At 70.6% G+C, this 23,660-nt stretch carries 21 protein-coding genes; 11 read left to right on the forward strand and 10 right to left on the reverse strand.

Features of this window, described 5'->3' with window-relative positions:
- Positions 1–133 precede the first annotated feature (133 nt).
- Positions 134–2,920, forward strand: a complete 2,787-nt coding sequence (locus OHT77_RS04720) for a hypothetical protein (protein WP_443047923.1) — start codon at positions 134–136, stop codon at positions 2,918–2,920.
- Positions 2,921–3,027: 107 nt separating this feature from the next.
- On the opposite strand, the gene OHT77_RS04725 is transcribed toward OHT77_RS04720, so the two are convergent.
- From OHT77_RS04725 to OHT77_RS04735, 3 genes are read right to left on the reverse strand one after another with little or no spacing between them, the layout of a single operon-like run.
- Entirely contained in the window at positions 3,028–3,498 is a 471-nt protein-coding gene (locus OHT77_RS04725; RefSeq protein WP_328826698.1) for a DUF1003 domain-containing protein, read from the reverse strand.
- Between the two features lie 37 nt (positions 3,499–3,535).
- The gene (locus tag OHT77_RS04730) at positions 3,536–3,922 is read right to left on the reverse strand and encodes a PPOX class F420-dependent oxidoreductase (RefSeq protein WP_328826699.1); all 387 of its coding nucleotides are present in this window, start codon (positions 3,920–3,922) and stop codon (positions 3,536–3,538) included.
- Between the two features lie 10 nt (positions 3,923–3,932).
- A complete protein-coding gene (locus tag OHT77_RS04735) occupies positions 3,933–4,784 on the reverse strand; it encodes a type 1 glutamine amidotransferase domain-containing protein (RefSeq protein ID WP_328826700.1) in 852 nt (283 codons plus the stop codon).
- Positions 4,785–4,809: 25 nt separating this feature from the next.
- On the opposite strand from OHT77_RS04735, the gene OHT77_RS04740 reads away from it, so the two are divergent.
- Both OHT77_RS04740 and OHT77_RS04745 read left to right on the forward strand, forming a co-directional pair.
- Complete coding sequence (locus tag OHT77_RS04740; RefSeq protein WP_328826701.1) at positions 4,810–5,805, forward strand: hypothetical protein; 996 nt, start codon at positions 4,810–4,812, stop codon at positions 5,803–5,805.
- A gap of 130 nt (positions 5,806–5,935) precedes the next feature.
- A complete protein-coding gene (locus OHT77_RS04745) occupies positions 5,936–7,300 on the forward strand; it encodes a S1 family peptidase (protein WP_328826702.1) in 1,365 nt (454 codons plus the stop codon).
- Between the two features lie 139 nt (positions 7,301–7,439).
- Here the strand turns inward: OHT77_RS04745 and OHT77_RS04750 are convergent, their stop codons facing one another.
- Positions 7,440–7,604 (reverse strand): hypothetical protein, encoded by a 165-nt coding sequence (locus OHT77_RS04750; RefSeq protein ID WP_266779712.1) that lies wholly within the window; start codon positions 7,602–7,604, stop codon positions 7,440–7,442.
- Between the two features lie 112 nt (positions 7,605–7,716).
- Positions 7,717–8,877 carry an ROK family transcriptional regulator gene (locus OHT77_RS04755; RefSeq protein WP_328826703.1) on the reverse strand — a complete coding sequence of 387 codons (1,161 nt, stop codon included), beginning with the start codon at positions 8,875–8,877 and terminating at the stop codon, positions 7,717–7,719.
- Between the two features lie 171 nt (positions 8,878–9,048).
- On the opposite strand from OHT77_RS04755, the gene OHT77_RS04760 reads away from it, so the two are divergent.
- Genes OHT77_RS04760 through OHT77_RS04775 form a run of 4 tightly spaced genes read left to right on the forward strand, consistent with a single transcriptional unit; the run spans position 9,049 to position 13,548 of the window.
- Positions 9,049–9,966 carry a carbohydrate ABC transporter permease gene (locus OHT77_RS04760; protein WP_328826704.1) on the forward strand — a complete coding sequence of 306 codons (918 nt, stop codon included), beginning with the start codon at positions 9,049–9,051 and terminating at the stop codon, positions 9,964–9,966.
- A 15-nt stretch (positions 9,967–9,981) separates the two neighbouring features.
- Positions 9,982–10,935 carry a carbohydrate ABC transporter permease gene (locus OHT77_RS04765; protein WP_328826705.1) on the forward strand — a complete coding sequence of 318 codons (954 nt, stop codon included), beginning with the start codon at positions 9,982–9,984 and terminating at the stop codon, positions 10,933–10,935.
- Positions 10,936–10,945: 10 nt separating this feature from the next.
- Positions 10,946–12,289 carry an ABC transporter substrate-binding protein gene (locus OHT77_RS04770; protein ID WP_328826706.1) on the forward strand — a complete coding sequence of 448 codons (1,344 nt, stop codon included), beginning with the start codon at positions 10,946–10,948 and terminating at the stop codon, positions 12,287–12,289.
- 59 nt (positions 12,290–12,348) lie between these two features.
- On the forward strand, positions 12,349–13,548 hold the full coding sequence (locus OHT77_RS04775) for a Gfo/Idh/MocA family protein (protein ID WP_328826707.1): 1,200 nt from the start codon (positions 12,349–12,351) through the stop codon (positions 13,546–13,548).
- 32 nt (positions 13,549–13,580) lie between these two features.
- Here OHT77_RS04775 and OHT77_RS04780 read toward each other — a convergent pair whose 3' ends face one another.
- Positions 13,581–14,279, reverse strand: a complete 699-nt coding sequence (locus OHT77_RS04780) for a L,D-transpeptidase family protein (RefSeq protein ID WP_328826708.1) — start codon at positions 14,277–14,279, stop codon at positions 13,581–13,583.
- A 334-nt stretch (positions 14,280–14,613) separates the two neighbouring features.
- On the opposite strand from OHT77_RS04780, the gene proP reads away from it, so the two are divergent.
- Positions 14,614–16,098, forward strand: coding sequence for a glycine betaine/L-proline transporter ProP (proP, locus tag OHT77_RS04785; RefSeq protein ID WP_328834158.1), 1,485 nt, complete (start codon positions 14,614–14,616; stop codon positions 16,096–16,098).
- Between the two features lie 78 nt (positions 16,099–16,176).
- Entirely contained in the window at positions 16,177–17,577 is a 1,401-nt protein-coding gene (locus tag OHT77_RS04790; protein WP_328826709.1) for a pyridoxal phosphate-dependent decarboxylase family protein, read from the forward strand.
- Here the strand turns inward: OHT77_RS04790 and OHT77_RS04795 are convergent.
- Positions 17,551–18,354, reverse strand: a complete 804-nt coding sequence (locus OHT77_RS04795; protein ID WP_328826710.1) for an SDR family NAD(P)-dependent oxidoreductase — start codon at positions 18,352–18,354, stop codon at positions 17,551–17,553. The two genes, OHT77_RS04790 and OHT77_RS04795, sit on opposite strands and share 27 nt — an antisense overlap.
- A 50-nt stretch (positions 18,355–18,404) precedes the next feature.
- Here OHT77_RS04795 and OHT77_RS04800 point away from each other — a divergent pair, with 50 nt between their 5' ends.
- On the forward strand, positions 18,405–18,932 hold the full coding sequence (locus tag OHT77_RS04800) for a hypothetical protein (RefSeq protein ID WP_328826711.1): 528 nt from the start codon (positions 18,405–18,407) through the stop codon (positions 18,930–18,932).
- Positions 18,933–18,941: 9 nt separating this feature from the next.
- On the opposite strand, the gene OHT77_RS04805 is transcribed toward OHT77_RS04800, so the two are convergent.
- From OHT77_RS04805 to OHT77_RS04815, 3 genes are all read right to left on the reverse strand, one after another.
- Positions 18,942–19,856 carry an SDR family oxidoreductase gene (locus OHT77_RS04805; RefSeq protein WP_328826712.1) on the reverse strand — a complete coding sequence of 305 codons (915 nt, stop codon included), beginning with the start codon at positions 19,854–19,856 and terminating at the stop codon, positions 18,942–18,944.
- 86 nt (positions 19,857–19,942) lie between these two features.
- A complete protein-coding gene (locus tag OHT77_RS04810) occupies positions 19,943–20,572 on the reverse strand; it encodes an MBL fold metallo-hydrolase (protein WP_266778035.1) in 630 nt (209 codons plus the stop codon).
- On the reverse strand, positions 20,572–21,660 hold the full coding sequence (locus OHT77_RS04815; RefSeq protein WP_328826713.1) for an S-(hydroxymethyl)mycothiol dehydrogenase: 1,089 nt from the start codon (positions 21,658–21,660) through the stop codon (positions 20,572–20,574). The genes OHT77_RS04810 and OHT77_RS04815 overlap by 1 nt, the downstream gene beginning before the upstream one ends.
- 180 nt (positions 21,661–21,840) lie before the next feature.
- On the opposite strand from OHT77_RS04815, the gene OHT77_RS04820 reads away from it, so the two are divergent.
- Complete coding sequence (locus tag OHT77_RS04820; protein WP_328826714.1) at positions 21,841–23,595, forward strand: ABC transporter ATP-binding protein; 1,755 nt, start codon at positions 21,841–21,843, stop codon at positions 23,593–23,595.
- The last annotated feature ends 65 nt before the right edge of the window (positions 23,596–23,660 follow it).

Genomic DNA, 23,660 nt, shown 5'->3' on the forward strand with positions numbered 1-23,660 from the left:
AGCCCGGCCGTCGAAGACCGGACGAATCCTCCTCCACAGGCAACCCACAGGCTCCGACCGCCGTCCTCCGGGGCGCGAGGGGCTCCCGTGATCGACGGGACGCCTGAGCCTGGGGTCAGAGGAGGAGAACACTTTGTTCCGTGCCCGGCGAATATGGGTCACGGCCGCGACGGTGCTCGCGGTGGCGGGCGGGATGTCCGGGTCGGCGCAGGCCGCGCCGGTCTCGGACACCGGTCCGTTCACGGCCACGGCGGCAGCCGACGACGGTACGCTTCCGCCCGGTTGGCGGATCACGGGGAAGGGTTCCGCGCAGCAACTGGTCTGGCGCTCGGGCACGCGGGTGCCCATGGGGGACGCCCGGGTGGAGTTCCACGCCGGTGGTCGACTCCTCGGTGTGCCGAGACCGGCGAAGGACGGGCACACGTTCCGGCTCGGCCTCGGTGCCGTCGCCCCGAAGAAGCTGACGGACCTCCACGTACTGGCCGCAGGGCGCCGGTTGGACGCGGCGGCCGACAACACCGGCTCCGACGCAGGGCGTTCAGGAGCCGCCGCACAGCCCACGGCCCCGCTCCCCGCCGGTGCGATCGACCCCGGCAAGCCGGGTTCGTACCGTACGACGACCGGTGAGTACGCGCTCGACTCGGTGAAGCTGCCCGGGTTCCCCACGCCGATCGAGATGCGGGCCGTCGTGGTCGCGCCGAAGGGCGCCACCGGCAAGCGGCCCCTCGCGCTGTTCCTGCACGGTCGCCACTACACCTGCTACAAGCCGGGCACCGAGGACATCACCGGTGACTGGCCCTGCCCCACCGGCCTCAAGTCGGTGCCGAGCTACCGGGGTTACCTGCGCGACCAGCAACTCCTGGCCTCCCAGGGCTATGTGACGGTGTCGATCTCCGCGAACGGCATCAACGCCCAGGACGCCGACGTCGAGGACGCGGGCGCGCAGGCCCGTTCCTCGCTGGTCCGGCTGCACCTGGCCCACTGGGCCGAGTGGTCCGCGCACCCGGCGACGGCTCCTGCGGTCGTCCGCGACGCACCCCGCGCCGACCTCTCCCGCGTCCTGCTGGTCGGCCACTCGCGCGGCGGCGAGGGCGTCAACCGGGCGGCGATGGACAGCCTCTACCCGCCACCGGCCGCCCAGGACGGCTACCGCGGCCCGGTCCGCTGGAAGATCCGCGGCACCGTCCTCATCGGCCCCACGATCTTCGGCCAGAACCCGGTGGCCGACGTCCCCTCGGCGACGATCCTGCCCGGCTGCGACGGCGACGTCTCCGACCTCCAGGGCGAGGTCTACGTCGACGGCACCCGCGGGGTCAGCAAGGGCACCGCCCTGCACACCGCGGTCTACGTCGAGGGCGCCGACCACAACTTCTTCAACACCGAGTGGACGCCCGGCCAGGCCGAGGCGCCCGCGTCCGACGACTTCTACGACGACCCCGACCAGCGGGACCCGGTGTGCTCGCCGGGTGCCGCGACCCGGCTGACGGCCGACCAGCAGCACCAGGCCGGCTCCACCTACATCGCCACGGCGGCACGGCTGTTCGTCGCCGGGGACGACCGCGCCCGTGCACTGCTCGACGGCTCCGGCCGCCGCGCCCCCTCGGCGGACCCCGCGCGGGTCCTCACCCACGCGGTGGGCGCGAACCGCGACGCCGGGTTCCTGCCGGACGGCCAAGTCGCCGTCTCCGGCGGCACGCTGTGCTCCGCCGTCGACCCGGACCCGGCCGTCGCCTGCCTCGGCCCCGACACCAAGGGCAGCTCCCCGCACTTCGCGGGCTGGGAGACCTCGAAGGAGGTCGGCCGCCGTGCCGTGGCCCTGCGCTGGTCCGCCGCCGGTTCGAAGGTGACCGTGCGTCCGGGCAAGCCGGTCTCCCTCGGCGGGGACAAGGATCTCGCCCTGCGTGTGATCGTGCCGCCCAACACCACGGGCACCCAGCTCGACGTGTCCGTCACCGACACCGCAGGTCACCGCGCGACCCTCGGCAGGGTCCGCGTCGACGGCCTCCCCGGCACCGAGCGCACCGCCTCGTACTGGGCAAGCGAGGTCCGCGTACCCCTGACCGCCGCCACCCGCGCCCGGCTCGACCTGCGGCACGTCAAGTCCCTTGACCTGACCCCGCGTTCGCGCTCGGGCCAGGCCTGGCTGATGGACGCCTGGGGCTGGCGTCACGGCACCCCGGCCGCCGTCCCGGCCGCGCTCCCCCGCGTCGACATCGGCCGGCTCACCGTCAAGGAGGGCGACTCGGGCGTCAAGACGTACCGCATTCCCGTCAAGGTCTCCGGCCGGGGCAGCGGCCAGGTCCGGCTCTACGTCAACAACCCCGTCACGAACGAGGACACCTCACGACTGGTGACCGTGCGGCCCGGCAGCAACACCATCGACGTCCCGGTGAAGGTGGTGGGCAACACCCGCTTCGACTACGGCGTCCAGCACGACATCTTCGTGAAGGCGGTGCACGGCGCGGTCGTCGGCGCCCACCGGGGTGGCGTGACCGCCGAGAACGACGACCCGATGCCCACGTTCAAGGTCACCCCGGTCGCGGACCGGGTCACCGAGGGCCGGCCTCTCACGTGGAAGGTGACGCTGTCCGCGCCCGCCGACGTGGAGCTGAACCCCGCGTTCATCGTCCAACCGGTCACCACGGGGCCGGAGTTGTCCACCCTGGACGTCGACCCGAGCTGGCTCAGCGAGAACTCCGGTGAGGAACCCGCGCCGGAGCGGGCCCTGTCCAAGGTGCCGGGCCTGTTCCTGTGGACGTCCGTCCCGGCGGGGCAGCTCAGCGGCGAGGTCAGCGTGCCCACGATCACGGACCAGGTGACCGAACAGCCCGAGTCCGTACGGTTCGTGGCCGTGAACGAGAACGGCGACCCGCAGAGCGGCGGACCGGAGCTGACCGGAACGGTGCTCGATGCGTCGTAGCGGAAGGCCGTGACGGAACGTCCGCCAGGACGCCTTAGGAAGTGAAGGGGTCGCGGCGCGAGAGCTGCGGCCCCTTCGTCGTGCGGCTGATCGCGTCGCGACGGTGCTCAACTCGTCTTCTGCGCACCGGCGTTCATCTTGGCGTGGTTCTCGGTGAGGAGTTCCTGGACGCGTTGTTCGACCTCGCGGGGGTCGAGGCCGAGGGCGGCGCCGATGTGGGCGGACCAGACCTCGGAGCGGAGGTTGGTCTCGAAGTCGAGGTCGGCGCGGACGTTCTCGCGGGTCGCCTGGCGGTTCTGGCTCACCATGACGAAGGTCGACAGGAAGATCGCCTCCAGGCTGACGATCATCGTGAGCAGCCCGTAGGGGTACGGGTCGAAGATCCCGGCCTGCCCGAGGAGTCCTTCGTTGAGGGCGATCCAGACGGCGAACCAGAGCGCGTGGATGTAGACGAAGAGCATGGTGCCGGCGAAGGCGGTGATCGCGTCGGCGACCCGGTCCTGGGTACCGCGCATCCGGGCGAAGACGACGCGCTCCTGCCGCAGCGGCAGGTCGTCCGGGTTCAGCGCGGGGTCCACGGGCGCTCCCTGATGTCGGTGGGTGAGGGGATCGCCGTCAGGGCGTGAGGGTCACGCGGATGCCGACGGTGCCGTCGAGACCGCGGCGCAGCCGGCTGCCGAGGAGCGTGATGCGGCCGGTGAGGCCGTACTTCCGCTTGATGAGGGCGCGGTAGCGGGCGGTCGTCTCGGCGTCGACGATCTCGGCGGTGCCGGGGACGGGGCTGCCCGTGGGGTTGCCGCGCAGGTCGCAGGGGCCGACGAGGACATCGGCACGGGCCCTGATGCGCTTGACCTTCCAGGAGTCGGCGACCGTCCACACGCCGAGGGTGTCCCCGTCGCGCACGACCCATACCGGGGTGGCGACCGGGGTGCCGTTCTTGCGGTAGCTGGTGATCAGCAGGTACTGGCCTGCGCCGAGCCGGTCCAGCGGGGTCTCGTCCATGGTCGGCAGTCTAAGCACCCGGCGCGCCCCGCAGCAGATCGAGATACCGGCGGGCGAAAAGGTATGCGTCGCCGGGCCAGCGCGCCGACAGATAGGCGCCGTCCTGGACGACGAACGCGTGGGTGTCGTCGCTCGCGGTGCCGCGCCGGGTCAGCTCCCTGGGACCGCGCTCGAACTGCGCGCCGGGGTCGTCGAGGGCGGCCCGCACCTCGTCCTCGACGTAGGCCGGGTAGGTGCGGTAGTAGCGACCGAGGCGCCAGGCGGTGGTCACGTAGGCGGTGCGTTCCATGTACTTGGGGAGGCAGGTCGTACGGCGACCGGCGAGCACGCTGCGGCCGGTGTCCGGGTCCTGGGTGCGGGCGAGCACGAGGACGCCGTGGCAGATCGCGCCGACGGGGCGGCCGAGCTTCCAGAACTCCCCCACCTTGGCGCCGAGTTCGGGCGATCCCAGGTACTGGCGCATGCCGGGCGCGTGTCCGCCCGGCAGCAGCAGCCCGTCGAAGCCGGTGACGTCGAGGTCCGTCCACGCGAGAGTGTGGCCGAACTCCGGTGCCTGGGTGAGCTGTTGGTAGAACCGCTTGGGTTCGTCCTCGGCGCCGAGCTGTCCGAAGAGGACGCCGGTGAGCAGCCGGGGGTCCGCGGCGGGCCGGGTCCCGGCGCGCTCGGTCGCGAAGACCACCTCGTGTCCGGCATCCGTGAGCACTCGCCAGGGCACGGCGACCTCGGTGACGTCGAAGTCGCGGTCCGGGACCGGCATCAGCACGCGCATGGGGTCATCATGGCAGCCGGGTCGGGTGTCCATGACAGCGCGGGCGCGCAGGTGATCCGGTTCGCCGGACGTGTCCTGCGGGATGCTGGTCATGAGGCACGACTGAGGGGGATGTGCGATGACCGGGAATCCCGAGAACGGCGTCGTCATGGAGATCGCCTGCGACGAGTCCGGCTCGGACGGCGAGAACCTCACCGGCGGCAACACGGACGTCTTCGCGCACGCCAGTGTGCGGCTGCCCCAGGAGACGGCCGCGGAGTATGTGCGGGAGATACGGCGCCGGATCCGCTCGCCCGCGGAGGAGTACAAGGCGAACCATCTGCTGCGGGAGAAGCACCGGGCGGTGCTGGAGTCGTTCCTCGGCCCCGCCGGACCCGTGCGGGACGGGAACGCGCATGTGCATCTGATCGAGAAGACGTACTTCGTCGTGGACCGCGCGGTCGACCTGCTGCTCGGCGGGGCGGGCGAGGGCACCGAGGCGGCCACCCTGTTCCGGGAGGGGCCGGGGACCTTCGGCGACCGCGGCTGGCGGGACTTCCTGACCGCGTCCAACCAACTGCTCCGGGTCCGGAACGACGGGGCGCCGACGGTTCCCACCGATGTCTTCTTCCACACGGTCGACGCCCTGCGCGACGCGTACGCCGATACGACCGCGGGGGTGATCGTCGGCCGGCTCGCGGCGGCGCGGTCGCGCGCGGAGTCGTACCGGGAGCGGATGCGGGACTCCCCCGTGCTGTTCCCCGTGCTCAATCCGCTGCTGCCCGCGATCGTCAGCACGGCCCGGTACTGGATCGCCGACGGCCGCAGGGTGCGGCTGGTGCACGACCGGCAGAACATGCTCACGCCGGAGCGCATCGCCTGGATCATGGACGCGGCGCCCCTGATCGACGTGGAGCTCGTCGCCGCCCGGTCCGACGCGCGGGTGCAGCTGGCCGACTTCCTCGCCGGTATCGCCCGCAAGGTCGCCTCCGACGAGCTGAACGGCCGCGGCGACCCGGTCCTCACCGCGCTGTTGCGCCCGTACCTCGGGCCGGACTCCGTCTGGGGCGACGTGGCCACCGGGCTCCGGCTGGGTACGGCCGGGGCCAACTCGGCCGTGCAGCGGGCCTGTTGACGGTAAGAACTGAAGCCGGTCCGCCGTCGGGTGAACAGGAGGGCGCCGGGCCACGTATGGAGGAAGGGCACTCGACGACCGGAGAGCCCCGCGGTGCAGTCACCGCACGTTCGGGGTTCGGGAGCCAGGCATGAGGCACGCACGACGACGGGTCATCCGGCGGGTTACACGGTTGGCGGCCGTCGGCGGACTCCTGCTGGGAGGCGCCATGGTCACCCAGGCGGCCATGGCCAGCGAGTCCCCCGGCACGTCCGCCGCCACGCTCAGCGCGCCGCAGACGCCCGCGGACAAGGGGTCCGCCCTGGTGGCGAAGCTCGGTTCGGCGCGTACGGCGGGCAGTTGGGTCGACACCGGCGGCCGTACGGTCGTCGCGGTGACCGACGAGAAGACGGCGGCCGAGGTGAAGAAGGCGGGCGCCGAGGCGAAGGTCGTGCCGTACAGCATGAACGTGCTGAAGTCGGCGGCCGGCACGCTGAGTTCGGCGCCCAAGGTGCCGGGCACCGCGTGGGCGATGGACTACCGCAACAACAGGGTGCTGGTGGAGGCGGACAGTTCGGTCTCCAGCGCCGGCTGGAACGCGATGACGAAGGTCGCGAAGGGGATCGGCGCCTCGGTCGACATGCAGCGCACGCAGGGCAAGTTCACGACCCGCATCAACGGCGCGCAGCCCATCCTGTCGACCGGCGGCCGCTGTTCGGCCGGTTTCAACGTGACCAACGGGCAGGACGACTTCATCCTGACGGCCGGGCACTGCGGGCCGGTCGGGTCGATCTGGTTCGCCAACAACCAGGGCGACCAGCAGCTGGGCAAGACGGTCTCCGACAACTTCCCCGGCAGTGACTTCTCCTTGGTGCAGTACGCGAGCGGTTCGGCGGGCGACGGCGCGGACGTCGTCGCGATCGGCAACGGCAGCGGGGTCACGATCACCGGCCTGGCCGACGCGGCCGTAGGGGAGAAGGTGTTCCGCAGCGGCAGCACCAGCGGGCTGCACGACGGTGAGGTGACCGCGCTGGACGCGACGGTCAACTACCCCGAGGGCACGGTCACCGGGCTCATCCAGACCACGGTGTGCGCCGAACCGGGCGACAGCGGCGGCCCGTTGTTCGCCAACGGCATCGCGCTGGGTGTGACCTCGGGCGGCAGCGGTGACTGCACGGCCGGTGGTACGACGTTCTTCCAGCCGCTCACGAAGGCGCTGTCGGCGCTGAACGTGAAGCTGCTGGTGGCGCCGAAGACGGCCGCGTCGCCCGCGCCTGCCGCCTCGCCCGCCGGTGCGGCAGCGGCCGGTGCGGCCACGCCCGGGACCTCGGCGCCCGCGACGAACACCACATCGGGTGCGACGACGCTGGCGTCCCGGCTGACCGACCCCAAGAACGTGGGCCCGGGTCTGCTGGTGATCGCGGGAAGTCTGATCGCGCTGGTGGCTACGCGCTGGATCCGCGCGGAGCAGGACCGCAAGGCGTTCCAGCGGCACTACTCGGCGATGTGGGGCTGATCACTCGAGGGAGGTCAGCGGGGAAGGGTGGAAAGGGGTTCAACAGGGGGTGACGGGAATCGACCGGTCGGCCGAAGGTCACGAGGAAGGCCGGGCGACGGGATCCCAACGACACCTGCGTCGGTCGGCTGGGCGGCCCTCAGGCCGCCGGCGGAGCTGCGGCGGCCCACTCCATCACAAGCCGTCGGTACTCCTCGCGCTGCTCGACGCTCAGTGTCCCGCCCGATCGGAGCCACAGGGCTCTGATCTCCTCGTTGACCTCGGCTGCCGATCGCTCGGTGGCTGATTCAACACTGGTGGACATGGTGTGAAGCATACGTCGCCGAAGGTGAAGGCGATGTGAGTAATCACGAGCCAATCGGACATATCGGACCGTGTTACTGATCACGTCCATCTGTCAAGCCCCGTAACGCAATTCACACCTCGGACACACCCAGCACGAGGACCTGGATCGCCAACACGGCGGCGCCGCGTGCCCAGTCGTGGAAGTCGGAGACCTTCGTCTCGACGTCGAGCGGGACGGCCAGCGGGTGCCGGTGGGCGCGGAGGGTGTCGTCCACCGTCTTGCCCGCCACGTCGATCAGGCCGACGCCCTCTCCGGCGAGCAGGATCTTCTGCGGCAGCACGAAGTTGGCGATCTGGGCGACCAACGTGCCCAGCGCGCGGGCCGCTTCGTCGATGACGCGGGCGGGCATCGGCTCACCTGCGGCGGCGCGGGCGAGGATCTCCTCGTACGTCAGATCGCGGCCGGTGGCCGCCTGGACCTGGTAGCGGATGCTGGGGATGGTCAACAGCGAGACGGCGCTGCCCCGTTCACCGGCCGGGGTGAGCGGGCCGTTGGGGTTCAGGATCCAGTGCCGGCCGAATCCGCGGTCCTCCTCGGCGTACGGCACGCGCTTGCCGCCGAGGACGAGGCCGTAGCCGATGCCCGCGCCGATGGTGAGGACGACGAAGCGGTCGAGGCCGCGGCCGGCGCCGAACCAGGTCTCGGCCTCGACGAGCGCGGCCACGTCGTTCTCGACGACGACCGGCAACCCCGTGCGCCGCTCGACGAGTTCGGCCAGCGGGACGTCGCTCCACTCCAGAAAGGGCGACTCCCCCACCACGGCGCGGTCCTGGACGAGTCCGCCGACACCGATGCCCATGCCGGTGAGCGTGGGGAAGCGCGCGGTGAGTTCACCGGTCATCTCGGCCAGTACGTCGGCCACTTGGCCGGGGTCGTGGGTGGTGAGGGGCCGGTCGAGGCGGGCGACGATCTCGCTCCTGAGGGTGGTGACGACGCCGTAGACCATGTCCTCGGTGAGTTTGAAGCCGAGGAAGGTGCGGGACTCGGCGACCACGTCGAGGGGCTGTGAGGGGCGGCCCTGGCGGACCTCGGCCGGGCCGCCGCCGTCGGGGACCTCGACCAGGAGGCCCGACTCGATCAGCGGTTTGGTCAGCCGGGTGAGGCTGCCCGCGGAGAGGTCGAGCCGCCGGGCGATGTCGGTGCGCGACAGCGGGCCGTGGACGAGCACCTCGATCGCCACCGAGCGTTCACCGGGGCTCAGCGGCTGCCAGCTGGCGGCACGTGTGGTCATGAGCGTCAGACTCCCATAAGCAAGATTTTTTCACTCTGGAACTAACGCGGTCACTCTATGGCCGGAACAGTGGCTTGGAAAAGATGTCTGCACGACTCTTGACGCAGGGATTCTTCCGCCTCAAAAGTATGTGGCCCGAGGACGAGCCGGCGCAGACAAGGGAGTCTCCAGATGACCATCGCCTCAAGCAGTCCCCCGACCCGTAAGCCACGGGCCCGTGAAGACGAGGGCGACGGTCGGCTGGCGGCGGTCTTCATCGCCCCCGCCCTGCTGGGTTTCCTGGTCTTCCTGCTCTGGCCGACCCTGCGGGGCATCTACCTGAGCTTCACCCGCTTCAACCTGCTGACGCCGGCGAAGTGGGTGGGCCTCGACAACTACGACCGGATGGTCCACGACCCCATCTTCTGGTCGTCGTTGAAGGTCACCGTCGAGTACGTGATCATCAACATCGGCATCCAGACGGTGGCCGCCCTCGCCATCGCCGTCCTGCTCCAACGGCTCACCCAGTCCGCCCTGTTGCGCGGGATCGTGCTCACGCCGTACCTGATGTCCAACGTCGTCGCCGGCATCGTCTGGCTGTGGATCCTCGACACCCAGCTCGGCATCGGCAACGAGATCATCGGCGGACTCGGCTTCGACCACATCCCCTTCCTCGCCGACAAGACCTGGGCGATCCCGACGATCGCCCTGATCAACGTGTGGCGGCACGTCGGCTACACCGCGCTGCTGCTCTTCGCCGGACTGCAGGCCATCCCGAACGACATGTACGAGGCGGCGAAGGTGGACGGCGCGAGCGAGTGGCGCATGTTCTGGCGGATCACGATGCCGCTGCTGCGACCGGTCCTCGCGGTCGTGCTGATCATGACGGTGATCGGTTCGTTCCAGGTGTTCGACACGGTCGCGGTGACCACCGCGGGCGGCCCGGCGAACGCGACGAACGTCCTCCAGTACTACATCTACGGCTCCGCCTTCGGGCGTTTCCAGTTCGGCTACGCGTCCGCGATGTCCGTGGCGCTGCTGGTCGTCCTGAGCGCGATCACATTCCTCCAGTACCGGCTCACCCGCGCCGGCCAGACCGACCTCGGCTGACGGGAAGGAGTCGACATGGCCACCCTGACCACCACCCCCAACGTGCCCAACACCCCCACGACGACCGAACGGCAGACCGTACGGCCGCCCCGGCGCCCGCTCTCGGCAGGCAAGGTCGTCGCCTGGATCGTGATGGCCGCGATCATGCTGATCACGCTGCTGCCCTTCTACTGGATCCTGCGCACCGCGCTGTCCACCAACACCGGTCTCGCCGCCCACCCCTCGGACCCGCTGCCGGTCGACTTCACCACCGGCGGTTTCGAACGCGCCCTGGGCCTCCAGTCCACCAAGGAGGCGATAGCGCAAGGCGGTTCGGGCGGCGGGCTCACCTTCTGGCGCTATCTGCTCAACTCGGTGATCGTCTCGACCCTGATCACCGTCTGCCAGGTGTTCTTCTCCGCGATGGCCGCCTACGCCTTCGCCCGGCTCCGCTGGCGCGGCCGGGACCGCGTGTTCGGGCTCTTCCTGGCCGGGCTGATGGTCCCCGCCATCTTCACGCTGCTGCCGAACTTCGTCCTCATCAAGCAACTCGGGCTCGTGGACACCCTGTTGGGGATCGCGCTGCCGACGATGTTCATGACGCCGTTCGCGGTGTTCTTCCTCAAGCAGTTCTTCATGAACATCCCGCGCGAGGTCGAGGAGGCCGCGCTGCTCGACGGCGCGGGCAAGGTCCGGGTCTTCTTCCGGGTCCTGCTGCCGATGGCCTCGACGCCGATCCTGACCCTGGGCGTGCTGACGTACATCACGTCCTGGAACGACTACTTCTGGCCCCTGATGGTGTCGTACAGCGACAGCTCCCGGGTGCTGTCGGTGGCCCTGGCCATCTTCCGGTCGCAGACCCCGCAGACCGGCTACGACTGGTCGGGCCTGATGGCGGCGACCCTGATCGCCGCGCTCCCGATGCTCGTGCTGTTCGGTGTGTTCGCGCGCCGCATCGTGAGTTCCATCAGCTTCACCGGAATCAAGTAAGGGGACGGGCATGCGTATTCGTACGGTCGCGGCACTGGCCGGGGCACTCGCGCTGTCCCTGACGGCGGGCTGCGCCAACGGCGACTCCGTGGGGTCGGGGTCCGACACGGTGACGTACTGGCTGTGGGACTCCAACCAGCTCCCCGCCTACCAGGCCTGCGCGAAGGGCTTCCAGCAGGAGAACCCCGGACTCAAGGTGAAGATCACCCAGTTGGGCTGGGCCGACTACTGGACCAAGCTCACCGCGAGCTTCATCGCGGGCACCCAGCCGGACGTGTTCACCGACCACATCCAGAAGTTCGGCCAGTTCGCCGACCTGAAGGTGCTCCAGCCGCTCGACGACCTCGGCATCGACGCGGCCAACTACCAGCCGGGACTGGCCGCCAACTGGGTGGGCCAGGACGGCCACCGCTACGGCGCCCCGAAGGACTGGGACACGGTCGCCCTCTTCTACAACCAGAAGATGGTCACGTCGGCCGGACTCACCGCCGACCAGCTCAACACCCTGTCCTGGAACCCGACGGACGGCGGCACCTTCGAGAAGACCATCGCCCATCTCACCGTCGACCGGAACGGCAAGCGCGGCGACGAACCGGGCTTCGACAAGAACCACGTCAAGACCTACGGCCTCGCCAGCGGCGGCGCGGGCGACGCGGACGGCCAGACGACCTGGAGTCCGTTCACCGGCTCGGCGGGCTGGAACTACACGGACAAGACGCGCTGGGGCACCAAGTACCAGTACGACAGCAAGACCTTCCAGTCCGTGGTCAAGTGGTACTTCGGGCTGGCGAAGAAGGGCTATCTCGCGCCGTACACGGACTACAGCGACGGCGCCAACCCCGCCAACGCGCAGGTCGCGGCGGGCAAGGCGGCCACCTCCTTCGACGGGGCGTGGATGATCTCCACGTACGCCGCGGCCAAGGGCATCAAGGTCGGCACGGCCTACACGCCGACCGGTCCGAGCGGTGAGCGGGCGACCATGATGAACGGCCTCGCCGACTCCATCACCAAGAACGCGCACAACAAACCGGGCGCGGAGAAATGGGTCAAGTATCTCTCCTCCGACGACTGCCAGAAAACGGTCGGCAGCTACGGAATCGTGTTCCCCGCGACCCCTGACGGCACGAACACCGCCGTCGCCGCGTACAAGAAGAAGGGCATCGACGTCACGGCGTTCACCAAGCCGGTGGCCGACAAGAAGGACTTCACCACCTTCTCCTATCCGATCACCAACTACGCGGCGGACGTGTACGCGTTGATGCACCCCGCCATGCAGGACGTCTACGCCAATGACGCGCCCGTCAGCGGCCTGGGCAAGACCAACAAGCAGATCAACTTCATCCTCGGTCAGTGACCCCTCCGGTCGGCGACCGCTCGGTCCGTCACACCCCCGTCAGAGAAGGACACGCACCTATGACGTTCTCCCTCGGCATCGTCGGAGCAGGCCAGTTCTCCGGCCAGTTCGCCCGACTGTTCCAGGCCCATCCCGGCGTGAGCGAGGTCTATGTGACCGACCTCCTGCCGGAGCGCGCGGAGCAACTCGCCGCCGAACAAGGGCTGGCGGGCACCTTCCCCTCCTACGAGGCGATGCTGGAGTCGAAGGCCGTCGACGCCGTCGCGATCTTCACCCAGCGCTGGACCCACGGCCCCCTGGTCCTCCAGGGGCTCGGCGCCGGCAAGCACGTGTACTCCGCGGTGCCGATGGCGATCAGCACGGAGGAGATCGCGGCGATCATCGACGCGGTCCGGGCCACCGGACTGACGTACATGATGGGCGAGACCAGCCAGTACAACCCGGCGACCGTGCACGCCCGCAACCAGATCGCGGAGGGCGCCTTCGGGCGGATCTTCTACGCCGAGGGCGACTACGTCCACGACATGGATCTGGGGTTCTACGAGGCGTACCAGTACAGCGGCGGCGACAACTGGAAGGCCACCGCCAGCTATCCGCCGCTGCTCTACCCGACGCACTCGGTGGGCGGGGTGCTCGGCGCGTGGCAGACGCACGCGGTGAGCGTGTCCGCGATCGGCGTGGTGGACCAGCGCGGGGACGGCGTCTTCGACAAGGACGTCAGCCAGTTCGGCAACGACTTCTCGAACGCGACCGCGCTGTTCGAGGTGGCGGGCGGCGGTTCGTTCCGTACGAACGAGTTCCGGCGGGTGGGCTATCCCTCGCAGATCCGGGAGTCGCGTTTCCGGTTCTTCGGCACGGACGCGAGCATGGAGCAGCTCGCGACGGTGGCGTTCTGGCAGGACAAGAAGGGGGTGCAGGACATCAGCGAGCTGCTGGAGCCCAAGCCCACCATGTCTCCTGACGATCCGTCACTTCAGCACATCGCGCCGGATCTTCGGGCCGCCTTCACCTCGGGCTCGGCGCCGGTGCACGACCGGTCGCGGCTGCCGCGGGAGTTCGACACCCTGCACAACGGCCACGAGGGCAGCCACCACTTCCTGGCGGACGACTTCGTGACCGCGGTCAACTCCCGCACCCTGCCGTCCGTGAACGCGTGGGTCGCGGCCCGCTACACCCTGCCGGGCATCATCGCGCACGACTCGGCGCGGCAGGGCGGAGCGAGGCTGGAGATCCCGGACTTCGGGGACGCGCCCGCGTAACGGCGTTGCTGAGCAAGCCGGGTGACTGACTGTCAGGTGCCCGGCTTGCGGCCGTACACGAAGACGTCGTCGCCGTTCTTCAGCAGCGACCAGTACTTCTTGGCGGTGGCCGGGGTCATGTTGACGCAGCCGTGCGAGCCCGGCGGGTTCCACATGCTGAGGTTGACGGAGTGGAAGGCCTGGCCGCCGTCGAAGAACTGGCTGTAGGGCATCGGCACGTCGTAGATGTTCGAGACGTGGTCGATGTCCCGCCAGTAGATCTTCTTCAGACCGGTGCGGGTCTCGTAGCCGTTGCGTCCGGTGCGGACCGGGACCGGGCCGTAGACCAGGCGGCTGCCGTCCTGGATCCAGCTGATCTGCAGCGTGAGGTTGACGCAGGCGATGCGGCCCTTGTTGGTCGGGCACTTGCCGGCCGCGTTGGGCTTGGTGCCCACGGCCTTCTGCTTGTTCATGAGGTCCATCACGCCCCAGGTGACGGATCCCGCGTAGCCGATGTTCGGCGTGATGCCGTGCTTGGTCTGGAAGGCCTTGATGGCCTTGCAGTCGGCGGCGGACTGCTTCCCGTCGACCGGCCGGCCGAGAAACTTCTCGACCTGCTTCTGGTAAGGCCCCTTCTGCGTCGTACAGCTCGACGCCGCCTGCGCCGGAGCGCTGCCCAGCGCGAGCGTCAGCGGCGCCACCAGCCCGGTGACACCGAGCGCTATGACACCTCGTCTGCGTATGTCCCTCATGTCGGACCCTCCCCCTCAGCCTGTACTGCGATCTCTGCCACCTAGACCGGCACACGGGCCGCGAGGTTGTGGCCCGGGCCGGACCGCGACGAAACGGTGACATTCTCCGCCGCTCGGCCGTCCCGGCGGAAGACGGCCTCGGTAAGCGGACGGCGGGTTTCCGGGCGGCCTGCACCGGTTAGGCGTGATCAATCAGCACTCCGCGGACCGCACGGCGCGCGAAGCGGAACCCCGACGACATGCACAGGTGCACATGAGGCCAAACAGGCGGGATCCCGCACGCCAGGGCGATCCACGACGCGGACTCGGCTCGGGGAACGCGCGCACCGAACGGATGGTCCGCACGCTGCTGCGGCGGCGCAAGAAGTCCCTGGGCGCGAGCGACGTGAAGGTGGCCGACCGGCCGGCCGTGCGGCGCGCGGTGTCGGCGGCGGCGCTCGGCAACACGATGGAGTGGTTCGACTTCGGCGTCTACGCCTATGTCGCCTCCACCCTCGGCAAGGTCTTCTTCCCGTCCAGCTCACCGGGTTCCCAGGTCATCTCGACCTTCGCGACCTTCGCGGCGGCCTTCCTGGTCCGGCCGCTCGGCGGGCTCGTCTTCGGGCCGCTCGGTGACCGCGTGGGACGGCAGAAGGTCCTCGCCGTCACCATGATCATGATGGCGATCAGCACCTTCGCGGTGGGCTTCCTGCCGGGCTACGACACGATCGGCGTGGCCGCTCCGCTGCTGCTCCTGCTCTGCCGCCTGGTGCAGGGCTTCTCGACCGGCGGCGAGTACGCCGGTGCCACCACCTACATCGCGGAGTACTCGCCGGACCGGATGCGCGGCTTCCTCGGCAGCTGGCTCGACTTCGGCACCTTCATCGGCTACTCCCTCGGCTCCGGCCTGGTCACCGTGCTGACCGCCGCCCTGTCCGAGGACCAGATGGTCCACTGGGGCTGGCGCATCCCGTTCTACGTCGCGGGACCGCTCGGGCTGATCGGCCTCTACATGCGGCTCCGGCTGGAGGAGACGCCCGCGTTCCAGGAGGTCGAGGAGAAGCGGGGCGAGGAGGCCCGGATGTCCGGCAAGGGCCGCTTCAAGGAACTGTTCACCGACCACTGGCAGGCCATGCTGGTCTGCGTCGGCCTGGTCCTGCTCTACAACGTCACCAACTACATGGTCACCTCGTACCTCCCGACCTATATGAGCTCCACCCTCGGTGAGTCCGAACTCACCGCGCAGCTCCTGGTGTTGGGCACGATGGTGCTCGTCGTCCTGACCATCACCGTGGTCGGCCGCTCCTCCGACCGCTACGGCCGACGGCCGCTGTTCCTGTGGGGCGGCGGCGCCATGGTCGTCTTCTCGATCCCCGTCTTCCAGCTCATCCGCCAGGGCGGCATCGTGCTCCCCGCGATCGGCTGCGCGATCCTCGGCCTGTTCCTGGTCTGCTTCGCCGGCACGAGCGCCGCGACCCTCCCCGCGCTCTTCCCGACCCATCTCCGCTACGGCGGCCTGTCCCTGGCGTACAACTTCTCGGTCTCCCTGTTCGGCGGCACGACCCCGCTGATCGCCTCCGCGCTGGTCGACGTGACCGGCAACGAACTCGTCCCCGCCTACTACCTCATGGTCACCGGCGTGATCGGGGTGATCGCCGCCCTGTTCCTGCGCGAGACCGCGCGCAAGCCGCTGCGGGGCTCGTCGGCGATGGCCGCGTCCGAGCGGGAGGCGCGGGAGATGGTCGCGCACAGCCGCACCCGTGCGGGCCGCCGGGCCCGCGACACCTGGCTGCGGCTGCGCCAGGGCCACCTTCCGCACCGCTCACGGCACGACGACTGACACCGTCGCCCTCATTCAGTCCAGTTCCGCCGAAGTGGCCCGATACCCGGCCCGCGGCCTCCGCGTACGCTGCCGACCATGCACCGCACCCTCGCCGACGACCTCGCCCGGCTCCCCGACCTCCTCCGGTCCGCCCGTGACCACGCCGCCCGCGAACTGTCCGGGGTCGCCGAGCGCCCGGTCGTCCGGCTCGACAAAGCGCCGGACCGGGAACCGCTGCCGGCCGAGGGCGCCGGCGGCGAGGCGGCGCTCACCCGGTTCGCCGAACGGTGGGCGCCCGGCCTCTCCGGCTCGGCGGGCCCGCGCTACCTCGGCTTCGTGACCGGCGGCGCGACCCCCGCGTCGGTCACCGGGGACTGGCTGACCAGTGCCTACGACCAGAACGTGTCCGGGGCCGCCGGATCCTGGGCGGCGGCCCTTGAGCGGGAGACGGTCGACTGGCTGCGCGAGCTGTTCGGGCTCGGGGAGGCACACTCGGGCGCCTTCGTGACCGGCGCGACCGTGTCCAACACGGTGGGCCTCGCCGTCGCCCGCGAGTGGCTCGGCGAGCGCCTGGGCGTCGACGTGTCGCGGGACGGGGCCGCCGCGCTCGGCCCGGTCGACGTGCTCTCCGGCAGCCCCCACTCCAGCGTCACCAAGGCACTCTCCGTCCTGGGCATCGGCCGCAACCGGCTGCGTCACGTGCCCGTGCTCGCCGGGAACCGCGAGGCCGTCGACGTGGCCCGACTCGACGCCGCGCTGGCCGGGTTGAAGGGCCGCCCGGCGATCGTCGTCGCGAACGCGGGCACCGTGAACACCGTCGACTTCGACGACCTGCGGGCCATCGCCGCGCTCAAGGAACGGCACGACTTCTGGCTGCACGTGGACGCCGCGTTCGGCGGCTTCGCCGCGCTCTCCCCGACCTACGCCCACCTCGTCGACGGCCTCGACGCGGCCGACTCGGTCTGCGTCGACCTCCACAAGTGGCTCAACGTGCCCTACGACGCGGCCGTCCAGTTCACCCGCCGCCGCGACCTCCAGGTCAAGGTGTTCCACAACGCGTCCCCGTACCTGGGCCTGCCGACCGGCGACCCGGACTTCCTCCACCTCACCCCCGAGAACTCCCGGCGCCTGCGCGCCCTCCCCGCCTGGTTCTCCCTCATGGCCTACGGCCGGGCCGGGCACCGCGAGATCGTCGAGCGCAACGTGGCCCTCGCGCACCGGCTCGGCGAGGGCATCGCCGCGCTCCCGGGCCTGCGGCTGTCGGCACCGGTCCGGCTGAACGTCGTCTGCTTCACGCTCGCCGAGGACCCCACGCAGGAGCGGGTGGCGGCCGTCGCGGAGTCGGTCGCGGCCACCGGCGAGGCGTTCCTCACCTCCACGGTCCACGACGGGACACCGGCGCTGCGGGCCGCGTTCAGCAACTGGCGTACGGACGAGGCCGATACGGACCGGGTGCTGGCGGCACTCGCGTCACTGCCTCTCGGCCCGGCGCTCTGAAAGCGACTGGCGGAAAGCGGAGTTGACCGCGGTGAGCCCGCCGTCGACGGCGAGGGCCGTGCCGGTGATCCAGGACGCGTCCCGTGAGGCGAGGAAGGCGACGGCGGCGGCGATGTCCTCGGGCTCGCCGACCCTTCCGAGCGGGTACAGCCCCCTGACCGCGTCGAGTTCGGCGTCCCGGCCCTCCCACGCGGAGGTCCGTACCGTGCCCGGCATCACCAGGTTGACCCGCACACCCCGTGGGCCGGCGTGCCCGGCGAGGGTGCGGGTCAGCGAGGCGAGTCCGGCCTTGGCCGCGCTGTAGGCGTGGTTGCCGAAGTCCTGACCGCCGTTCACGGACCCGATGTTGACGACCGCCCCGCGTCCCGAGGCGACCAGGTGCGGAAGGGCGGCCCGGCAGCAGCGGTAGGGACCCGTGAGCGTGATGTCGAGGTCACTGGCCCACTCGTCGTCCGGCTCGTCCTCGAAGAGCGGGCGGTCGGGCGTGCAGTGCGCGGCGCTGTTGACCAGGACGTCCAGCGCCCCGAACGACTCGACGGCCCGCGCGACCGCCCGCTCCACCGACTCCTGGCTCCCCACGTCACAGCCGAACGCCTCGGTGGCGAGGCCGAGTTCACGCAGCCCGGCCGCCGTCTTCTCCGCCTCGGGCAGATCCACGTCGGTCATCAACACCCGCGCGCCCTCCTCCGCGAGACGCCGTGAGACGGCCGCTCCGATGCCGCGGGCCGCACCGGTGACGAGAACTCCGTACCCCTCGAAGCGCGTTGTGTCAGTCATGCACCCGAACGTACTGCCGGAACGATCAACTCGGCAGATACCGTGCGGACATGAACACGTTCATCCAGCAACTCCCGGCGCTGATCGGTGTGGTGATCGGTGCCCTCGGCTCGTACGTCGCGATCGTGCGGGGCGACCAGGCGAGGTTCCGCCGTGAGCGGGACGCCCGCTGGGAGGAGCGGCGGCTGGAGGTGTACGCCGAGTACGCCCGGTCGCTGAAGAAGTCGGTGACCCTGACGTACCGGGTCGCCTCCCATTTCGGCAACGACCCGCATCCGCACCCGCTGTCCCCGGCCGAGGCGGAACCGCTGCTGGCCGAGGCGACCGTGGACCGGGATCCGCCCGGTGAGGCGCTGCTCCTGCTGGGGAGCACGGAGGTGGTCGACAAGGCCCGGGCGTGGGTCGGCGCGGTGATGGCGATGGAGCGGTTCATGCGCGCGGAGACCCGCGACCCGGATGCCTGGCGGGAGTTGATGGAGCGTCAGCGTGCCCGACGCGAGGGCTACTACGCGGCCGTGCGGGACGACCTGGCGCTGCCGCCGGGCCACTCGGGGCGCTGGCCGGTGACCCGGATCTGACCCCGCACGTCACCGGTAGCCGGTCACGTCCGCCGGTTTCCCCGCGTCCTGTACCTCCACCAGATACCGCCACGCGTCCGGGCGGCTGCCGTCGAGGTCGGTGAAGCCGTACACCCCGGCGAGTCCGCCGCTGGAGAGCGACTGGCCGTTCCAGCGGGCCAGTCGGGGGTCGGCGGCGAGGGCGGTGACGGCGCGGCCGACGTAGCGCGGGGTCTCCGAGATGGCGAAGTGCGGGACCTCGGTCAGGGCGTCGCGCCAGTTGTCCTCGCGGACGCCGAACTGGTCGAGCATGATCTCGGAGCGCATCCAGCCCGGGGTGAGCGCGACGGCGGTGGCGCCGCGCGGGCCGAGTTCGTGGCCGAGGGCGAAGGCCATGCGCAGGACGGAGGACTTGGCGACGTCGTAGAAGAAGGAGACGCGGTAGGTGTCGCGGTTGTACTCGGCGGTCCCGTCGGTCATCTCGACGACCAGGCCGCCGGGCCCGCGCAGCAGCAGGGGCAGCGCGTGGTGGCTGGTGATCGCGTGCGTCTCCACCGCCAGCCGGAGGAGGCGGAGCCCCTTGTCGAGGTCGTGTTCCCAGACGGGGGCGTCCCAGGCGAAGAGGTGCTCGGCGCCCCAGATGTCGTTGACGAGGACGTCGAGGCGGCCCTGTTCGTCGTCGACGCGGTCGACGAGGGCGCGTACGGCCGCGGGGTCCAGGTGGTCGGTGGGGACGGCGATGCCCCGGCCGCCCGCCGCGGTGACGAGGTCGGCGGTGTCCTCGACAGTCTCGGGCCGGTCGTACTCGGAGCGCTGCGCGCGGGTGCTGCGGCCGCTCACGTAGACGGTGGCGCCGGCCGCGCCCAGTTCCACGGCGATCCCGCGCCCCGCTCCGCGTGTCGCCCCCGCGACCAGCGCGACCTTGCCCTCCAGTGGACCCGGCATGTCCGACCTCCCGTGCTCGTTCGACCTGTGTCATGCCGATCGTGCAGGAGAAGCCGGACATCTTCTGTCGGGTATTCGCCGGTGTCTCAGTGACCCCGCGCGATCCACTCCTCCAGGTGACCTGCCTCGGCCCCGACGGTCGTCGAGTCCCCGTGCCCGGTGAGCACCTTCGTCTCCGGCGGCAGGGTCAGCAGCCGGTCGCGGATGGAGTCGATGATCGTCGGGAAGTGGGAGTACGACCGTCCCGTGGCGCCCGGGCCGCCGTGGAAGAGGGTGTCGCCGGTGAAGACCGTGCCGAGGCCGGGGTCGTACAGGCACACCGCGCCGGGCGCGTGACCGGGCGTGTGCAGGACCTTCAGGTCGGCGCCCGCGGCCTCGATCACCTGGCCGTCGGCGAGATGGGCGTCGGGGTCGCGGTCCGGGTGGGTCTGCTTCCACAGCGGCAGGTCGTCCGGGTGCAGCCAGATCGTCGCGCCCGTGCGGTCGGCGAGTTCGGGCGCCGCGTCGATGTGGTCGTTGTGGGCGTGGGTGCAGACGATGGCGGTCAGCCTGCGGTCGCCGATCGCCGCGAGGATGGCGTCGGCGTCATGGGCCGCGTCGATGACGACGACCTCGTGGTCGTCGCCCACGATCCAGACGTTGTTGTCGACGTCCCAGGTGCCGCCGTCGAGGCTGAACTGACCTGAGGTGACGAGGTGTTCGATGCGAGCGGCCATCACAGCACCACCACCGAACGCAGCACGTCGCCGCCGTGCATCCGCTCGAACGCCTTCTCCACCTCGTCGAGTTGGATCGTCTCGGTGACGAACGCGGCCAGGTCCAGGCGCCCTTGCTGGTGCAGGTCGATCAGCATCGGGAAGTCACGCGAGGGCAGGCAGTCGCCGTACCACGACGACTTCAGTGAGCCACCGCGTCCGAAGACGTCCAGGAGCGGGAGTTCGAGCTTCATCTCCGGCGTGGGCACACCGACGAGGACGACCGTGCCCGCCAAGTCGCGGGCGTAGAAGGCCTGTTTGTACGTCTCGGGGTGGCCGACCGCTTCGATGACGACGTCGGCGCCGAAGCCGCCGGTGAGTTCGCGGATCGCCTCGACGGGGTCGTTCGTCTTCGAGTTGACGGTGTGCGTGGCGCCCATGGAACGGGCCTTCTCGAGCTTGCGGTCGTCGATGTCCACGGCGATGATCCGCGCCGCACCCGCGAGCCGGGACCCGGCGATCGCCGCGTCACCGACGCCACCGCAGCCGATGACGGCGACGGTGTCACCGCGCCCGACGTTCCCGGTGTTGATGGCCGCGCCGATACCGGCCATCACCCCGCAGCCCAACAGCCCCGCGACGGCCGGGGAGACGGCCGGGTCGACCTTGGTGCACTGTCCGGCGGCGACCAGGGTCTTGTCGGCGAAGGCGCCGATACCCAGGGCCGGGGAGAGCTCCTGGCCGGTCGAGGCGAGGGTCATCTTCTGCTTGGCGTTGTGGGTGTTGAAGCAGTACCAGGGGCGACCGCGCAGACAGGCGCGGCAATTGCCGCACACGGCACGCCAGTTGAGGATCACGAAGTCGCCGGGGGCCACGTCGGTGACGCCCTCGCCGACGGACTCCACGATTCCGGAGGCCTCGTGGCCGAGCAGGAAGGGGAAGTCGTCGCTGATGCCGCCCTGCTTGTAGTGCAGGTCGGTATGACAGACCCCGCAGGCCTGTACCTTCACCACGGCCTCGCCGGGTCCGGGATCGGGTACGACGATCGTCTCGACCCGGACCGGTTCGTCCTTGCCCGGTGCGATCACGCCGCGTACTTCCTGCGCCATGGTCCTGAACCCTTTCGTCGGCCGTTGTACCCCTCCGACCCTACGCGTGACTGATCGGTAAGGGCACGACCGAGGGCCCGGCGTCGCCGCCCGGCGGACTCCGCACGGCCCGGGACCGGTCGACGTCGCGGGCGGTGGCCGACGTAGCCTGAATGCTCCGACCGACTCCCGAGGAGTGCCGTGAGCGTCGCAGGGACTCAGAGCGGAGCGCCGGCCTGGCGACTGCTCCTCGACTACGTACGACCGCACCGCTGGGCCCTGTTGGCGGGCGCGCTGCTCTCGCTGGTCACCGGAGGCGCCGCGCTGCTGCTGCCGCTCGTGGCGCGGGGTCTCATCGACGACCTGTCGCACGACCGCGCCATCACCGGTGCGCTGCTCGCGATGTCGGCGCTGGTGGTCGCCAACGCGGCGCTGGGCGCGCTGGGTTCGTATGTGCTGCGGCGCACCGCCGAGTCGGTGGTGCTCGGCGCGCGGCGCGCCCTGTCGTCGTATCTGCTGCGGCTGCGGATCCCCGCCGTGGACCGCAGCGAGCCCGGCGACCTGATGGCACGCATCACCTCGGACACCACCCTGCTGCGCGAGGTCACCACGGACTCGCTGGTCGGCCTCGGCACCGGCGGCCTCACGCTGGTCGCAACTGTCGTGATGATGGGCGTGGTCGACCCCGTGCTGCTGGGTGTCACGCTGGCCGTGATCGCGGGTGCGGGCACCGTGCTCAGCCTGATCGTGCCGCGCATCAACCGGGCCAGCCGGCAGGCGCAGGACGCGGTCGGCGTGATGGGCGCCTCGCTGGAACGCATCCTGGGCGCGCTGCGCACGGTGAAGGCGTCCGGCGCCGAGGACCGCGAGGAGCGCACGCTGCACGCGGCGGCCGAGGAGTCGTGGCGGCAGAGCGTGCGGGCCGCCAAGTGGACGGCTGCGGCGGGCAATACGGCGGGGCTGTCGATGCAGGTCGCGTTCATCACCGTGCTCGCGGTGGGCGGGGCGCGGGTGGCGACGGGCGCGATCGACATCGGCACGCTGGTCGCCTTCCTCCTCTACGTCTTCTACCTGATGCAGCCGATCCAGCAGGTCGTCGGCGCGATCACCCAGTACCAGACGGGCGCCGCGGCCCTCTCCCGCATCCAGGAGGCGCTCCAGCTTCCTGCCGAACCCCCGTCCCCGCACGCCGAGTTGCCCTCCCCCGGCGCCGCACCCGCCGCCCTCGCCTTCGACGACGTCCGCTTCCGCTACGCCGACGACCTGCCCTACGTCCACCACGGCGTGACCTTCGACGTACCGGCCCAGGGCATGACGGCGTTCGTCGGCCCGTCCGGCGCGGGCAAGACCACCGTGTTCTCCCTCATCGAGCGCTTCTACGACCCCGAGTCCGGCGCCATCACCCTCGACGGCCGGGACCTCGCGGACTGGGACCTGCCCCGGCTCCGGTCCGCCATCGGGTATGTGGAGCAGGACGCCCCGGTCCTGTCGGGCTCCCTGCGCGACAACCTGCTGCTCGGCAACCCGGACGCGGACGACGAGGCCGTCACCCGCGTCCTGCGCACGACCCGCCTCGACGCCCTGGTCGCCCGGCTCCCCAAGGGTGCCGACACCCTGGTCGGCCACCGCGGCACCCGGCTCTCGGGCGGCGAACGTCAACGCGTCGCCATCGCACGGGCGTTGCTGCGCCGGCCCCGGCTGCTGCTCCTCGACGAGGCGACCTCGCAGCTGGACGCGGTGAACGAGGCGGCCCTGCGCGACACCGTCGCCGATGTGGCCCGTACGACGACGGTCCTGGTCGTCGCGCACCGGCTGTCCACGGTGACGATGGCCGACCGGATCGTGGTCATGGACGCGGGCCGGGTCCGCGCGGTGGGCACGCACCGGGAGCTGGTGACCGCCGACCCGCTGTACGCGGAGCTGGCGGCGACGCAGTTCCTGGCGACGACGGGCTGATCCCGGGAACGGCTGAGGGCCGCCCGTTTCCGGACGGCCCTCGAGGTCCGCGTGCTCCGCGGGAT

This window comes from Streptomyces sp. NBC_00252 (assembly GCF_036187565.1).
Taxonomy (GTDB): Bacteria; Actinomycetota; Actinomycetes; order Streptomycetales; family Streptomycetaceae; genus Streptomyces.

Bases quoted from the DNA above. Each gene is read 5' to 3' on its own strand.
- OHT77_RS04730 (WP_328826699.1), bottom strand. From the start codon at position 3,922: ATGGACGAGACCCCGCTGGACCGGCTCGGCGCAGGCCAGTACCTGCTG.
- OHT77_RS04735 (WP_328826700.1), bottom strand. From the start codon at position 4,784: ATGACCAGCATCCCGCAGGACACGTCCGGCGAACCGGATCACCTGCGC.
- OHT77_RS04740 (WP_328826701.1), top strand. From the start codon at position 4,810: ATGACCGGGAATCCCGAGAACGGCGTCGTCATGGAGATCGCCTGCGAC.
- OHT77_RS04745 (WP_328826702.1), top strand. From the start codon at position 5,936: ATGAGGCACGCACGACGACGGGTCATCCGGCGGGTTACACGGTTGGCG.
- OHT77_RS04750 (WP_266779712.1), bottom strand. From the start codon at position 7,604: ATGTCCACCAGTGTTGAATCAGCCACCGAGCGATCGGCAGCCGAGGTC.
- OHT77_RS04755 (WP_328826703.1), bottom strand. From the start codon at position 8,877: ATGACCACACGTGCCGCCAGCTGGCAGCCGCTGAGCCCCGGTGAACGC.
- OHT77_RS04760 (WP_328826704.1), top strand. From the start codon at position 9,049: ATGACCATCGCCTCAAGCAGTCCCCCGACCCGTAAGCCACGGGCCCGT.
- OHT77_RS04765 (WP_328826705.1), top strand. From the start codon at position 9,982: ATGGCCACCCTGACCACCACCCCCAACGTGCCCAACACCCCCACGACG.
- OHT77_RS04770 (WP_328826706.1), top strand. From the start codon at position 10,946: ATGCGTATTCGTACGGTCGCGGCACTGGCCGGGGCACTCGCGCTGTCC.
- OHT77_RS04775 (WP_328826707.1), top strand. From the start codon at position 12,349: ATGACGTTCTCCCTCGGCATCGTCGGAGCAGGCCAGTTCTCCGGCCAG.
- OHT77_RS04780 (WP_328826708.1), bottom strand. From the start codon at position 14,279: ATGAGGGACATACGCAGACGAGGTGTCATAGCGCTCGGTGTCACCGGG.
- proP (WP_328834158.1), top strand. From the start codon at position 14,614: ATGGTCCGCACGCTGCTGCGGCGGCGCAAGAAGTCCCTGGGCGCGAGC.
- OHT77_RS04790 (WP_328826709.1), top strand. From the start codon at position 16,177: ATGCACCGCACCCTCGCCGACGACCTCGCCCGGCTCCCCGACCTCCTC.
- OHT77_RS04795 (WP_328826710.1), bottom strand. From the start codon at position 18,354: ATGACTGACACAACGCGCTTCGAGGGGTACGGAGTTCTCGTCACCGGT.
- OHT77_RS04800 (WP_328826711.1), top strand. From the start codon at position 18,405: ATGAACACGTTCATCCAGCAACTCCCGGCGCTGATCGGTGTGGTGATC.
- OHT77_RS04805 (WP_328826712.1), bottom strand. From the start codon at position 19,856: ATGCCGGGTCCACTGGAGGGCAAGGTCGCGCTGGTCGCGGGGGCGACA.
- OHT77_RS04810 (WP_266778035.1), bottom strand. From the start codon at position 20,572: ATGGCCGCTCGCATCGAACACCTCGTCACCTCAGGTCAGTTCAGCCTC.
- OHT77_RS04815 (WP_328826713.1), bottom strand. From the start codon at position 21,660: ATGGCGCAGGAAGTACGCGGCGTGATCGCACCGGGCAAGGACGAACCG.